11 protein-coding genes and 1 tRNA gene are annotated in these 14,138 nt (G+C 68.2%); 6 read left to right on the top strand and 6 right to left on the bottom strand.

What is annotated here, in order from left to right; all coding sequences use genetic code 11:
- Positions 1-4 precede the first annotated feature (4 nt).
- The 3 genes from J4Z35_RS09300 to rfbA all read right to left on the bottom strand — a co-directional run bounded on the left by J4Z35_RS09300 (position 5) and on the right by rfbA (position 2,647).
- Positions 5-931 (bottom strand): ABC transporter substrate-binding protein, encoded by a 927-nt coding sequence (locus J4Z35_RS09300; protein ID WP_062257135.1) that lies wholly within the window; start codon positions 929-931, stop codon positions 5-7.
- Positions 932-1,148: 217 nt separating this feature from the next.
- Positions 1,149-1,751 (bottom strand): dTDP-4-dehydrorhamnose 3,5-epimerase family protein, encoded by a 603-nt coding sequence (locus J4Z35_RS09305; protein WP_131940698.1) that lies wholly within the window; start codon positions 1,749-1,751, stop codon positions 1,149-1,151.
- Positions 1,751-2,647 (bottom strand): glucose-1-phosphate thymidylyltransferase RfbA, encoded by an 897-nt coding sequence (rfbA, locus tag J4Z35_RS09310; RefSeq protein WP_131940700.1) that lies wholly within the window; start codon positions 2,645-2,647, stop codon positions 1,751-1,753. The genes J4Z35_RS09305 and rfbA overlap by 1 nt, the downstream gene beginning before the upstream one ends.
- 22 nt (positions 2,648-2,669) lie before the next feature.
- On the opposite strand from rfbA, the gene rfbB reads away from it, so the two are divergent.
- From rfbB to J4Z35_RS09325, 3 genes are all read left to right on the top strand, one after another.
- On the top strand, positions 2,670-3,704 hold the full coding sequence (gene rfbB / locus J4Z35_RS09315; protein ID WP_131940702.1) for a dTDP-glucose 4,6-dehydratase: 1,035 nt from the start codon (positions 2,670-2,672) through the stop codon (positions 3,702-3,704).
- A gap of 2 nt (positions 3,705-3,706) precedes the next feature.
- Positions 3,707-4,576: a dTDP-4-dehydrorhamnose reductase gene (gene rfbD, locus J4Z35_RS09320; RefSeq protein ID WP_131940704.1), complete on the top strand. Its 870-nt coding sequence runs from the start codon at positions 3,707-3,709 to the stop codon at positions 4,574-4,576.
- Between the two features lie 114 nt (positions 4,577-4,690).
- The gene (locus J4Z35_RS09325) at positions 4,691-6,163 is read left to right on the top strand and encodes a sugar transferase (RefSeq protein WP_131940706.1); all 1,473 of its coding nucleotides are present in this window, start codon (positions 4,691-4,693) and stop codon (positions 6,161-6,163) included.
- 115 nt (positions 6,164-6,278) lie between these two features.
- Here J4Z35_RS09325 and J4Z35_RS09330 read toward each other — a convergent pair whose 3' ends face one another.
- From J4Z35_RS09330 to J4Z35_RS09340, 3 genes are all read right to left on the bottom strand, one after another.
- Positions 6,279-6,932, bottom strand: a complete 654-nt coding sequence (locus tag J4Z35_RS09330; protein WP_006945919.1) for a GDSL-type esterase/lipase family protein — start codon at positions 6,930-6,932, stop codon at positions 6,279-6,281.
- A 17-nt stretch (positions 6,933-6,949) separates the two neighbouring features.
- Complete coding sequence (locus J4Z35_RS09335; RefSeq protein WP_131940709.1) at positions 6,950-7,129, bottom strand: DUF6104 family protein; 180 nt, start codon at positions 7,127-7,129, stop codon at positions 6,950-6,952.
- A gap of 136 nt (positions 7,130-7,265) precedes the next feature.
- The gene (locus tag J4Z35_RS09340; protein WP_131940711.1) at positions 7,266-11,102 is read right to left on the bottom strand and encodes a multifunctional oxoglutarate decarboxylase/oxoglutarate dehydrogenase thiamine pyrophosphate-binding subunit/dihydrolipoyllysine-residue succinyltransferase subunit; all 3,837 of its coding nucleotides are present in this window, start codon (positions 11,100-11,102) and stop codon (positions 7,266-7,268) included.
- 298 nt (positions 11,103-11,400) lie between these two features.
- Here J4Z35_RS09340 and J4Z35_RS09345 point away from each other — a divergent pair, with 298 nt between their 5' ends.
- The 3 genes from J4Z35_RS09345 (at position 11,401) to J4Z35_RS09355 (ending at position 13,988) form a co-directional block, all read left to right on the top strand.
- Complete coding sequence (locus J4Z35_RS09345) at positions 11,401-12,753, top strand: hemolysin family protein (RefSeq protein ID WP_006946029.1); 1,353 nt, start codon at positions 11,401-11,403, stop codon at positions 12,751-12,753.
- Positions 12,750-13,856: a hemolysin family protein gene (locus J4Z35_RS09350; protein WP_006945979.1), complete on the top strand. Its 1,107-nt coding sequence runs from the start codon at positions 12,750-12,752 to the stop codon at positions 13,854-13,856. The genes J4Z35_RS09345 and J4Z35_RS09350 overlap by 4 nt, the downstream gene beginning before the upstream one ends.
- A gap of 60 nt (positions 13,857-13,916) precedes the next feature.
- A tRNA-Arg gene (locus J4Z35_RS09355) sits at positions 13,917-13,988 on the top strand.
- Positions 13,989-14,138: the final 150 nt, after the last annotated feature.

A 14,138-nucleotide genomic window follows, 5' to 3' on the forward strand; every position in this document is an offset into this window, starting at 1 on the left:
GCGATCAGGGCTTGGGGTTGACCGGGAACGAGGTGACGGCGCCGTCACCGTTGCTCCAGGCGTCGAGGATCTTCTTGTAGGTGCCGTCCTTGTCGAGGGCCTCAAGGGCCTTCGAGATGGCCTCGGCGAACGCCGTGTTGTCCTTCTTGACGACGATGCCGTACGGGGCCGAGGCGTACTTCGAGCCGACCTTCTCGAGCTTCGCGTCGTTCTTCGCGACGGCCCAGTTGGCGACGGGGGAGTCGGCCGCGAAGCCGTCGACCTTGCCGGCGATGAGGTCGGCGGTCACCTTCGACTGGGCGACCTCGCTGACGATCGTGATCGGCTTCTTGCCCGCGGCAGTGCACTTCTTGTTGCGTGCGGGCAGGTCGTCGGTCTGCTGCACGGTGTCCTTCTGGACGCCGATCGTCAGGCCGCACGCGTTATCTGGGTCGAGCTTCTTCGGGTTGCCCTTGGCGGTGACCCAGGCGGTGCCCGCGCTGTAGTACTGCACCATGTTCGCGGTCTTGAGGCGCTCGGCGTTGATGGTGAACGAGCTGATCGCCGCCGGGTACTTGCCGGCGTTGACGCCGCCGATGAGGGTGCCGAAGTCGCCGTTCTGGAAGGTGATCTTGAGACCGAGCTTCGCGGCGACGGCGTTGAGCAGGTCGATGTCCATGCCCTGGATCGTCTTGCCGTCGGCAGCCGTGAACTCGTTCGGGGCGTATGAGGCGTCCGAACCGATCGTCAGGGTGCCCTCCTTGGCGATGGCGGCGGGGACGAGCTTGGCGAGCGAGTCGTCCTTCGTCACCTCGGCGGCCTTGCTCGATGCGCCCGCAGCGCCCGAGGAGGCCGAGCTCTTGGAGCCGTCGAGGGAGTCGGAGCCACAACCCGACAGCAACAGGGCGGTGGCACTCAGGCCGGCGAGGGCGGGGGCGGTGGTACGACGCATGGGCGGGCCTTTCGGCATGGGGACGACGCGAGCCGTCGGAGACGATGGCCACAGCATGCCACCGCGCCTCGCCCCAGGCGAGCGACACGACATAAGTATGCGGGATCGTGACCTACGGCCCGCCTCGTGCGCGCGACACCGTGCCCGTGCAGCGACCTTGGAGCCGCCTCGTGAGACGTGCGTCACGCGTGATCATGCAGGACGCGGGCCGCTGCGATCAGGCCGAGCGCAACGAGTCGTAGAAGCGCACGCAGTCGTCGTATCGCGGCAGCAGACCCGACGCCTCGGCCTCCGCCAGCGACGGCGCAGCCTCGTCCTTGGGGGACAGCAGCGGTTCGATGTCGTCGGGCAGGGTCAGCCCCACCGTCGTGTCGAGGGGGTTGATGCCGTGCTCGCGCAAGGGGGTGTAGGGCGCGCTGCACAGGTACATCGCCGTCGAATCGTCCTCGAGGGCGCAGAACGCGTGGCCGAGCCCCTCGGCGAGGTAGACCGCCTTGCGTTCGCTCGTGTCGAGCACGACCGATTCCCACTGCCCGAACGTCGGCGACCCGACGCGGATGTCGACGATGAAGTCGATGATCGAGCCCGACAGGACGGTGATGTACTTCGCCTGGCTCGGTGGCACGTCGGCGAAGTGGATGCCGCGCACCGTGCCGCGGCTGCTGACCGAGATGTTCGACTGGACGACGTCCATGCGGTGGCCGAGGTGCTCGGCGAGCTTGTCGCCGCGGAAGCCCTCCATGAACACGCCGCGCCCGTCGGGGAACTGGCGGGGCGTGACGACGTAGGCGCCGTCGATCTTCAGCGGCTGGATGTCCATCACAGGGCCTTGCGGACGGCGGGGGTGATGTGGCCTTCGGCGAGGACGCGGTGCATGTAGGCGCCGTAACCGGACTTGACGAGGGAGTCGGCGAGGGCGGAGAACTGCGCGTCGTCGATCCAGCCCTGACGCCACGCGATCTCCTCGACGCAGCCGACCTTCAGATCCTGCTGCTCCTCGAGGACGTGGACGAACTGCGAGGCGTCCATGAGGCCCTTGAAGGTGCCCGTGTCGAACCACGCGGTGCCGCGCGGCAGCACCGTCACCGTGAGGTTGCCGCGGCGCAGGTACTCGTCGTTGACGCCCGTGATCTCCAGCTCGCCACGCGGGGAGGGCTCGAGGTTCTTCGCGATGTCGACGACGTCGTTGTCGTAGAAGTACAGGCCGGGCACGGCGTAACGCGACTTCGGCTGCTCCGGCTTCTCCTCGATCGAGACGACGTTGCCGTCCGCGTCGAACTCGACGACGCCGTAGGCGCTCGGGTTCGTCACGTGATGAGCGAAGACGTGGCCCCCGGTGAGCTCAGCGTGGCCCTGCAGCGCCGTCCCCATGCCGGCGCCGTGGAAGATGTTGTCGCCGAGGACGAGGGCGACCGAGTCGTCGCCGATGAACTCCTCGCCGATGATGAACGCCTGCGCGAGGCCGTCGGGCGAGGGCTGCACGGCGTAGCTGATCTCGACACCCCAGTCGGATCCCTCGCCCAGCAGCCGCCGGAACTGCTTGCTGTCGTGCGGCGTCGTGATGATGAGGATCTCGCGGACTCCGGCCATCATGAGCGTCGAGATCGGGTAGTAGATCATCGGCTTGTCGTACACCGGCATGAGCTGCTTGCTGATGCCCCGTGTGATCGGGTGAAGTCGCGTTCCCGATCCCCCCGCGAGAATGATTCCCTTCATAGGCCTACCTTATGCTGGCAGGGTGCAGATCCTGGTCACCGGCGGAGCCGGCTTCATCGGCGGCAACTTCGTCCACCTGACGGTGAAGGAGCGCCCAGAGGCGCGCATCGTCGTTCTCGACGCCATGACGTATGCGGGCAACGAGAGATCTCTCGACGGGCTGGGGGAGCACGTCGAGCTGGTGCGCGGCGACATCGCCGACGCCGCGCTCGTCGACCGTCTCGTCGCCGCGTCCGACCTCGTCGTCCACTTCGCCGCCGAGTCGCACAACGACAACTCCCTCGCCGAGCCGTGGCCGTTCGTCCAGACCAACATCGTCGGCACCTACACGCTGCTCGAGGCGGCGCGCAAGCACGACGTCCGGTACCACCACATCTCCACCGACGAGGTGTATGGCGACCTCGAGCTCGATGACCCGGAGCGTTTCACCGAGGCGACGGCGTACAACCCGTCGAGCCCGTACAGCTCAACCAAGGCCGGCAGCGACATGCTCGTGCGTGCCTGGGTGCGCAGCTTCGGCGTCAGGGCGACGATCTCGAACTGCTCGAACAACTACGGTCCGCGCCAGCACATCGAGAAGTTCATCCCGCGCCAGATCACTAACCTCATCGACGGCGTGCGCCCCAAGCTCTACGGTGACGGGCTCAACGTGCGCGACTGGATCCACGTCGACGACCACAACGCGGCCGTCTGGGCCATCATCGAGCGCGGGCGCATCGGGGAGACCTACCTCATCGGCGCCGACGGTGAGCTCGACAACAAGACCGTCGTGCAGGCCATCCTCACCGGGATGGGGCGTGACGCCGACGACTTCGACCACGTCACCGATCGGCCCGGCCACGACCGCCGCTACGCGATCGACTCGACGAAGCTGCGCGAGGAACTCGGCTGGAGTCCGCGCTACACGTCGTTCGAGGAGGGCCTGGCCGCGACGATCCAGTGGTATCGCGACAACGAGTCGTGGTGGCGCCCGTTCAAGGACGCCACCGAGGCCAAGTACGCAAGCCAGCAGGTCGTCGCGGCGCCTGCTGACACCGCCACCGGTCAAGGGGCATGACGATGGCGCGTCGCTGGCTCGTCCTCGGAGGCACGGGCATGCTCGGTCAGGATCTCGACGCGCTGCTGCGCAGCCGCGGTGAGAGCGTCGTCTCGCTCGGCTCCGCCGGATGCGACGTCACCGAGCTGGAGACGGTGCAGCGCGTCATCGGCGATCACGCGCCGGACGTCGTCGTCAACTGTGCTGCGTACACGGCCGTCGATGCCGCTGAGAGCGACGAGGCCGCGGCGTTCGCAGTCAATGGGACGGGTGCGTTCAACGTCGCTCGAACCGCGCGGGCCGCGCATGCCCAGCTCGTCCACGTCTCGACCGACTACGTCTTCGACGGCCGTGCCGAGGAACCGTACGATGTCGAGCACCCGCAGGCCCCGCAGTCGGCCTACGGACGCACCAAGGCGGCCGGAGAATGGGCCGTTCGTGCCACGCACCCCGACGCGCTCATCGTGCGCACGGCATGGCTCTACGGAGCGCACGGAAGCAACTTCGTCGCGACGATGCTGAAGCTCGCCCAGAACCGTGACACCCTCGACGTCGTGGCCGACCAGGTCGGACAGCCGACGTGGGCGGGCGACCTGGCGGACACCATCGTCGGGCTGATCGAGCAGGAATGCTCGGGCGGGTTCTACCATGGGACGAGTTCGGGCAGCGGGTCATGGTTCGACCTCGCACGAGAGGCATTCATCCTCGCAGGCCTGGATCCTGAGCGCGTGCGCCCGACGACGTCGGAGGCGTTCCAGCGGCCCGCGCCGAGGCCCGCCTACAGCGTGCTCGCACGCTCACCGCGCGGGCCGAGCATCGGTGACTGGCGTGCACGACTCGCCGCGTCCGGCGTCGTTCAGCAGGAGCGCGCTGCAGAGCGCGCGCGGGCCTGAGGAGCAGGCTCGAGACGACCGCGGTGCGGGGGACGCAGCCGAACGGGAACGAGGGGAATTCGGACGCGTCCGACGAAGGGGAAACAGGGTTTTGTGGGAAAGGCGCCGGCGAGCATGACTGACGGGGCGAGAGGCAGGCGCGACCTGCTCGGCAGGATGCGTGGCAACTGGCGGCGCAACCTGTTCCTGCTGCTGTTCGTCCTCGACCTGGGCGTCATCACACTCGCCGTGGCTGCCGGGTTCTTCGCGCGCTTCGCAATGGCGGAGGCGTCGCTCGACACCGTCCGCTCGCAGGGCAACCTCTACCTCGTCGTCGTGCCCGCCCTCATCCTCGGATGGCAGGCCTCGCTGCTGCTCAATCAGACGCACAACATGGAGATCATCGCGATCGGCACCGACGAATATCGTCGTGTCGTGCGCGCCACGTTCTTCACGTTCGGCGCGCTCGCGATCGTCCTCGTCCTGCTGCGCTGGCAGGTAGCGCGCGGCTTCCTGGCCGTCGCCCTCCCACTCGGGCTCGTCCTGCTTCTCATCGAACGTCTCCTGGTCCGCCGCTGGGTGCTCGCGCGACGCCGCCGCGCGATGCTCGTCGACGGCGTCGTCGTCGTCGGCTCACCGCATGAGGTGCGCTACGTCGCCGAAGGCATAGCCCGCAACCCGGCTGCGGGCCTCGTCGTGCGCGCCGTCGCGACGGACACGACCGATGCTCCGACGTTCGAGCTCGCCAACGGAGTGGTCGTGCCCCAGGCCGGCGCGATCGCCGACGTCGTCGACGCCGTGCACCGCTACGACGCCAGCACGATCATCGTCGCCGGCCATAACCGCATCAACCGCAAGCAGCTGCGCGAACTCGGCTGGCAGCTCGAGGACACCACCATCCGCCTCGCCCTCGCCAGCCGCATGACGGACGTCGCAGGCCCCCGCATCCACTGGCACCCCATCGAAGGGTTGCCGCTCATGAGCGTCGAGATGCCCCGCTACAGCGGCGTCAAGTACTCCCTCAAACGGGCCTTCGACCTCGTCGTCGCCACCGGGATGGTCGTCCTCGTCGCCCCGATCCTGCTCGCCATCGCCATCGCCGTCCGCCTCGACAGCCCCGGGCCCATCTTCTTCCGCCAGACCCGAGTAGGCGTCAACGGAACGCCGTTCAAGATGACCAAGTTCCGCTCGATGGCCGTCGACGCCGAAGCGCGCCTCGCCGGACTCGAACGACAGAACGAAGGCTCCGGCCTACTGTTCAAGATGAAAGACGACCCCCGCACCACCCGCGTCGGCGCCTTCATCCGCCGCTACAGCCTCGACGAACTGCCACAACTGTTCGACGTCATCGCCGGCAGCATGTCACTCGTCGGACCACGCCCCCCACTGCCCCGCGAGGTCGAAGCCTACGACCACCACGTCCACCGCCGCCTCAACGTCAAGCCAGGCATCACTGGACCCTGGCAGGTCGGCGGACGCTCGAACCTCTCCTGGCAAGAATCCGTGCGCAAGGACCTCTACTACGTCGAGAACTGGTCCCTGTCCGGCGACCTCGTCATCATGTTCAAGACCCTCCGCGCCGTCCTCGCACGCGACGGCGCGTACTGACATTCCCTTGTCTCGCCTTCCGGCCGGCCCCCGAAGGGGGGTCAGAACGTGGTTGTCGGGACGACGAACGCCCCACGTCGACGACGTGAGGCGCTCGAAGGGGCGATGAGGGCCGTCAGACGGAGAGCCAGTCCTGCCAACCGGCGTGCAGCACGAGCCACGCCATGAGGCCGTAGCCCGCCTGGCCGGGGTGGTAGCCGTCGCTGGCGGCAAGATCCGACTGCCACTGATCGTGCCCGAGCAGCGGACGGAAGCAGTCGACATACGTCACGCCACGACGCGCGCAGACGTCCGCGTGCGCGTCGACGAGCACCTCGAGCTTCGCGTTCATCTCCGGGTCGCTCGTGGGCGGCGGGCCGACGACGAACGTCGCGATGCCGTTCGTCGACGCATCGTCGAGGATGTTCGCGAGGTTGAGGCGCGAACGTGCTGTCGTCAGACCCTGCGCCGCGTCGTTCGTGCCGAAGCCGATGACGAGTCGGCGCTCGTTGCAGTTCTTCCACCGCAGCGCCGCCTCACCCCGCCAGCGCGCGAGGACGTCCGAGGAACTGTCGCCGCGCACGCCGAGGTTGTACGTCGTCAGCCTGACGCCCTCGTGCGGCGTACGCGCGACGACCCGCGAGACCCATCCCAGGGCCTTCGGGTCGCCGTAGCCGTTGACGAAGCTGTCGCCGACGAAGACGAGGCCGACACGGCGCTCACCCTCGGCGACGTGGAAATCGGCGCTCGGCCGGAACTCGGGCTCGCTGCCTTCGGTGGGGTAGGACACGCTACGACCGCCTTCACTCACTCGTCATCGTCGTCGTCGAGCCGTGCCAACCATGTGGCGAGGCGCTCGACGGGGATCTCAAACTCCGGGTTGAGGTCGACGAAATGACGCAGCTGCTCCGCGAGCCACTCGAACGTCACGTCTTCTCCGCCGCGGCGCGCCGCGAGCTCCTCGATACCCCGATCCGTGAAATACACGCGCCCAGCTTATCGTCCGTCAGCTCGGTGCCCACCCCGCAGGCGTCGCGAGCCCACGACGAAGCGGTGCCCACCCCGCGTGGGGGAGGGCACCGCTTCATCAGGAACGCACCATCAACGGCTGCTCACGTGAACCTCAGCGCGCGAACGCCTGCTCCATGAGCTCCGCGTTCTGCGCGGCGTGACGCTTGCTGTTGCCGGTCGCGGGCGACGCGGACGCCGGACGCGACACGACGCGCAGACGTCGCGTCTCGCCGTGGCTCTCGAGCAGGTCGGGCAGGTTGAAGTACATGAACGGCCAGGCGCCCTGGTTCTTCGGCTCGTCCTGCACCCACACGATCTCGGCGTTCGGGTACGCCGAGACCGCCTCGGCGATCTCCTTGGCCGGGATCGGCGCGAGCTGCTCGACACGCACGATGGCGGTCGTGTCGTCACCGCGCTTCTCACGCTCCGCCTCGAGGTCGTAGACCACGCGGCTCGAGGCGAGCAGCACCCGCTCGACCTTCGAATCGTCGAGCTGCTTCTGGTCCTTCAGCACCGGCTCGAACTGGCCCGAGGTGAAGTCGGCCGGCGAGCTCGTCGCGGCCTTCACGCGCAGCAGCTGCTTCGGTGTGAAGACGATGAGCGGCTTGCGCGGTCGCGCGTGCGCCTGGCGACGCAGCAGGTGGAAGTACGACGCCGGCGTCGACGGGTAAGCGATCGTCATGTTGTCCTCGGCGAACAGCTGGAGGAAGCGCTCGATGCGCGCCGAGCTGTGGTCCGGACCCTGACCCTCGTAGCCGTGCGGCAGCAGCAGCACGACGGAGCTGCGCTGCGCCCACTTCTGCTCCGAGCTCGAGATGAATTCGTCGATGATGGTCTGCGCACCGTCGACGAAGTCACCGAACTGCGCCTCCCACAGCACGAGCGCGTCGGGACGCTCGACCGAGTAGCCATACTCGAAGCCCATCGCGGCGTACTCGCTGAGCAGCGAGTCGTAGATCCACAGCCACGCCTGGTCATCCGTGAGGTAACGCAGCGGCGTCCACTCGTTGCCGTTCGCCTTGTCGATGAGGACGGCGTGACGCTGCACGAACGTGCCGCGTCGGGTGTCCTGACCGGACAGACGCACCGGCGTGCCGTCCATGAGTAGCGAACCGAACGCGATGAGCTCGCCCATGGCCCAGTCGATGCCGCCGTCCTTGACCATCGCCGTGCGACGCTCGAGCAGCTGCTTGAGCTTCGGGTGCAGCGTGAAGCCCTCCGGCGGGTTCGTCCACACCGCGCCGATGCGCTCGAGAGCGGCCTCGGTGATCGCGGAGGAACGGCCCGAGGAGTAGGCGCTCTTCGCGTCGTCCTCGAGCTGAGCGGACGGGCGCTCGAGGCCGCCGTGGCCCTCGGCGTCGGTGCCCTGGCTGGAATCGGACGAAGCGCTCTGCGCGGCGCTGTCGGCAGCGGCCTTCTTCGTCGCCTCCTTCGTCTCGACGAAGACGCGCTCGAGCTGCTGCTGGTAGTCCTTGAGCAGTTCGTCGGCACGCTCCTGGTCCATGTCGCCGCGGCCGACGAGGGCCTCGGCGTACAGGCGACGCACGGACTTCTTCGCCTCGATCAGCTTGTACATGAGCGGCTGCGTCATCGACGGGTCGTCGCCCTCGTTGTGACCGCGGCGGCGGTAGCACACCATGTCGATGACGACGTCCTTGTTGAACGTCTGGCGGTACTCGAACGCGAGTTCCGCGACGCGGACGCAGGCCTCCGGGTCGTCACCGTTGACGTGGAAGATCGGCGCCTGCACCATGCGCGCGACGTCCGTCGAGTACGTCGATGAACGCGACGAGCTCGGCGCGGTCGTGAAGCCGACCTGGTTGTTGATGACGACGTGGATCGTGCCGCCGGTTCGGTAGCCGCGCAGCTGCGACAGGTTCAACGTCTCGGCGACGATGCCCTGGCCCGCGAACGCGGCGTCGCCGTGGAGCAGGATCGGCAGCACCGTGAACGCCGTGCCGGCGAGGTTGATGCGGTCCTGCTTGGCACGGGCGATGCCCTCGAGCACCGGGTCGACGGCCTCGAGGTGGCTCGGGTTGGCGGCGAGGTAGACCTTCGTGTGGTTGCCCTCATCGGAGACGAACTCGCCCTCGGTGCCGAGGTGGTACTTGACGTCACCGGAGCCCTGCACCGAGTTGGGAGCGGCGGTGCCCTCGAACTCGCGGAAGATCTGGCCGTACGACTTGCCCGCGATGTTGGCGAGCACGTTGAGACGGCCACGGTGCGGCATGCCGATCGCGGCCTCTTCGAGGCCGGCGTCCGCGGCCTCCGACAGGATGCGGTCGAGGATCGCGATGACGGACTCGCCGCCTTCGAGGCTGAAGCGCTTCTGGCCGACGAACTTCGTCTGCAGGAACGTCTCGAACGCCTCGGCCTGGTTGAGCTTGCGCAGGATGCGCTCCTGCTCGTCCGACGTCGGCTTCGAGTACGTCTTCTCCAGCTTGTTCTGCATCCAGGCCCGCTCCTCGGGGTTCTGGATGTGCATGTACTCGACGCCGACCGTGCGGCAGTACGAGTCACGCAGGATGCCGAGGATCTTGCGCAGCTTGAGGAAGTTGGCGCCGCCGAAACCGCCCGTGGCGAACGTGCGGTCGAGATCCCACAGCGTCAGGCCGTGGCTCGTGACGTCGAGGTCGGGGTGACGACGCTGCTTGTACTCGAGCGGGTCGGTGTCGGCCATGAGGTGACCGCGCACGCGGTAGGCGTGGATGAGCTCCTGCACGCGCGCGACCTTGTTGATGTCGTCGTCGTGGTTGGCGGAGATGTCCTGCACCCAGCGCACCGGCTCGTAGGGGATGCGCAGCGACTCGAAGATCTCGTCGTAGAAGTTGTTCTCACCGAGCAGCAGCTGGTGGATCTGACGCAGGAACTCCCCGGACGTCGCACCTTGGATGATGCGGTGGTCGTAGGTCGAGGTGATCGTCAGGATCTTGCTGACGGCGTTACGGTTGAGCGTCTCCTCGCTCGCGCCCTGCCACTCGGCGGGGTAGTCGAGCGCGCCGACACCGATGATGGCGCCCGCGCCCTTCATCAGACGCGGCACCGAGTGCACCGTGCCGATGCCCCCGGGGTTGGTCAGCGAGATCGTCGTGCCCGCGTAGTCCTCGAGCGTCAGCTTGTTGTTGCGCGCCTTCTTGACCATCTCTTCGTACGCGGCCCAGAACTGCGCGAACGTCATCGCCTCGGCGCCCTTGATCGACGGCACGACGAGCGTGCGCGAACCGTCGGGCTTCTGCAGGTCGATGGCGAGGCCGAAGTTGATGTGCCCCGGCTGGTGCAGGACGGGCTTGCCCTTCTCGTCGACCGAGAGGGAAGCGTTCATCTCCGGCATGACGCGCAGCGCCTTGATGATGGCGTAGCCGATGATGTGGGTGAAGCTCACCTTGCCGCCGCGGCCGCGGGCGAGGTTCGAGTTGATGACGATGCGGTTGTCGATCAGCGCCTTCGCAGGGACGGCGCGGACCGACGTCGCGGTCGGGACCTCGATCGAGGCCTCCATGTTCTGCACGATCTTGGCGGCGATGCCCTTGAGCGGGGTGTCCTTGTCGTCCGCCGCCGGCACGTCACCGAGGGCGCCGTCGCCCTGGTCGCGCGGCGTCGGCAGCGGTGTGTGGCCCTCGGCCTGCTTCGGGTCGAGCTTCTGCGGCTCGCTCTCGGCGGTGCGCGTCGGCTCGGCGGCCTGCTGTGCAGGCGCCTCCTGCTGGTCGCGCGGTGCCTCGGCGGCCATCGGCTTCTCGGTTCGGGGAGCGGCCTTCGCGCCCGAGCCCGACGTGGACGTGGAGGCCGGCGCCGAGGAGTTCGACGAGCCCGGCTGATAGGTCGCGAAGAACTCCTGCCATGCGGCATCCACGGAGTTCTTGTCCTTGCTGTACTGCTCGAAGAGTTCCTCGACGAGCCACTCGTTCGCGCCGAAGTCGTCGTGCTCAGAGCTGGGGGACTGGGATGACACGCAGATGCGCCTCTTTCATTCGCGTCGATTCACGTACACGTGCGGGAGGCGTCCCGTTGCCCCCGCCATGACGCGGCGCGTGGCCGTGTCAGGCAGGAGCGAGGTGAACCACTCCACTGCCGTGTGGTACACGGCATACGTTGCCACCCTATCGCTCCCGCGCCGCCGCCGCGAGAGGCGGTCGGTGGTGAGGTGGCCCACCCCGGCGCGAGACTGCGCGGGCCTCGCCGGTCGAGGCCAGCCCGGGAGGTGGAACGAGCCCGGTGAACGGCTGCGCCCGTGGTAATTTCACTGCGTCATGACGCAGTGGATATTGATCCTCCTCGGAGTTGTCCTCACGCTCGGAACGGCACTGTTCGTCGCCACCGAGTTCTCTCTCGTCGCGCTGGATCGTCACTCCGTCCAGCGCGCCATCGACGACGGCGACGAACGCGCCCGCCCCGTCCTCGCCTCGCTGCGCGGGCTGTCGACGCAGCTGTCGGCCGCGCAGGTCGGCATCACCCTCACGACGCTGATCCTCGGCTTCATCGTCGAACCCAGCGTCGGTGCGTTGCTGCGCACCCCGTTGGCGGCCATCGGCGTCACCGGCGGCGCGGCCTCGGCGACCTCGACCGTCCTCGCGATGGTTCTCGCCTCCGCCTTCTCGATGATCTTCGGTGAACTCGTCCCGCAGTTCCTTGGTATCTCCGCGCCTCTTCGCGTCGCCAAGATCGTCGCGCGGCCCGTACAGGTGTTCGCCGCCCTCTTCAAGCCGCTCATCGTCGTGCTCAACGGATCGGCGAACCTGCTGCTGCGCTCCATGGGCATCGAACCGCAGGAGGAACTGTCCGCCGCCCGCACGCCGCAGGAGCTGAGCTCCATGGTGCGTCGCAGCGCCGAGGCCGGCACGATCGAGGAGGGCACCGCGCACCTGCTGACGCGCTCGCTCAACTTCGGTGAGCGCACCGCGTCCGACGTCATGAGCCCGCGCGTGCGCTGCGAGGCCGTCGATCGCGACGCGACGGCGGATGACGTCGTCCGGCTAGCGAGGTCGACGGGCCACTCGCGCTTCCCGGTGCTGGGGGAGGACTGGGACGACGTCCACGGTGTCGTCCACGTCAAGAAGGCCATCGCCGTGCCCGTCGAACGCCGCGGCGATGTGCCCGTCACCGCTCTCATGGTCAAGCCGACTTTCGTGCCCGAGACGATCACGCTCGAACCGCTGCTCGTGCTCCTGCGTGGCGCGGGGCTGCAGCTCGCCATCGTCATCGATGAGTACTCCGGAACCTCGGGCCTGGTGTCGCTCGAGGACGTCATCGAAGAGATCGTCGGTGAGGTCAGCGACGAGCACGACAAGCTGCACGACGCGAGCCGTCACCTGCCCGACGGGTCCTGGACGGTGCCCGGGCTGTGGCGCCCCGACGAGGTCGTCGATCGCATCGGCGCGCCCGTGCCCGACGATCGCGCCTACGAGACGCTCGGTGGTTACGTCATGCAACAGGTCGGCCGCATTCCCGAGGTCGGGGACGAACTCATGCTGCCGGGATGGCGCCTGCGCGTCGTGTCGATGGACGGCCGGCGCGTCAACCGCGTCCGGTTCACCCCGGCGGTGCAGGGGCAGTCGATGGACGATGTCATCGGCGGCGCAACCCGGGCCGGTGAGGCCCGATGATGCTCTGGATCTCGCTCCTGCTGCTGCTCGGCAACGCGTTCTTCGTGGGCGCCGAGTTCGCCGTCATGGCAGCGCGGCGCTCGCAGCTCGAACCGATGGCCGCGGAGGGCTCGAAGCGCGCCTCTGCGGCGTTGGAGGCCCTCGAGAACGTCGCCTCGCTGCTCGCCTGCGCGCAGCTCGGCATCACGGTCTGCTCGGTGCTGCTGGGTGCCGTCGCCGAGGACGCGGTGCACCACCTCATCGCCGGCCCCCTCGAGGCGACGGGCATGCCGGACGGGCTGACGCACGTCGTCAGCCTGCTGCTCGCGCTGCTCATCGTCGCGTACTTCCACGTCGTGCTCGGTGAGATGGTGCCGAAGAACCTCGCCATCGCCGGGCCCGACCGGGCAGCGTTGCTGCTCGCGCCCGCACTGCTGTGGGTGACGAAGGCGATCCGCCCGCTCGTCACGGTGCTCGAGAACGTCAGCAAGGCCATCGTGCGACGCATGGGCATCGAACCGCAGGACGAGGCGGCCTCGACGTTCTCGACCGAGGAGGTCGAGATGATCGTCGAGGAGTCGCACCGAGAGGGTCTGCTCGAGTCGGGGCAGGAGCGCCGCGTGCGTGAGGCCCTCGAGTTCACCGACAAGGTCGCGAGCGACGTGGCCGTGCCGCTCGACTCGCTCGTCACGCTCTCGTTGGGCGCGACGCCCGCCGATGTCGACGCGATGGTCGCCAAGCACGGGTTCTCGCGCTTCCCGGTCATGACGACGTCGGGGGAGCTGCGCGGTTACATCCACCTCAAGGACGTGCTATACGCGCAGGACGAGGCGTACACCGAGCCTGTTCCGCCGCGCCGCATCCGGCTGCTCGCGACGGTGCGTCCCGGGGACGAGGTCGAGGACGTGCTCGTCACGATGCAGAACTCGGGCGCGCACCTCGCGCGCGTCGTCGGTGACGACGGGCGCACGAGCGGTGTCGTGTTCCTCGAGGACGTGCTCGAGGAACTCGTCGGCGAGGTCGCGGACGCGACGCAGCGCTTCGACGCGCGCGCGTTGGCCGGAGCGTCGCGGGCCGAGTCGGCGTCGGTCGTCCGGGCTGACCAGGCGCGCCCGCGCGCGTGATGATGCCCGCCGTCGCCGGGAACTGCTGGTAAGGTTTCGTCTCGCGCTCCTGGAGCGCATGCCCCCTTAGCTCAGGGGATAGAGCACCGCCCTCCGGAGGCGGGAGCGCAGGTTCGAATCCTGCAGGGGGCACAAGACGAAACCTTACCAGCAGTTCCCGGCGACGGCGGGCATCATCACGCGCGCGGGCGCGCCTGGTCAGCCCGGACGACCGACGCCGACTCGGCCCGCGACGCTCCGGCCAACGCGCGCGCGTCGAAGCGCTGCGTCGCGTCCGCGACC

Origin of the sequence: Dermacoccus sp. NHGro5, assembly GCF_017565385.1 — a bacterium.
Lineage (GTDB): Bacteria > Actinomycetota > Actinomycetes > Actinomycetales > Dermatophilaceae > Dermacoccus > Dermacoccus nishinomiyaensis.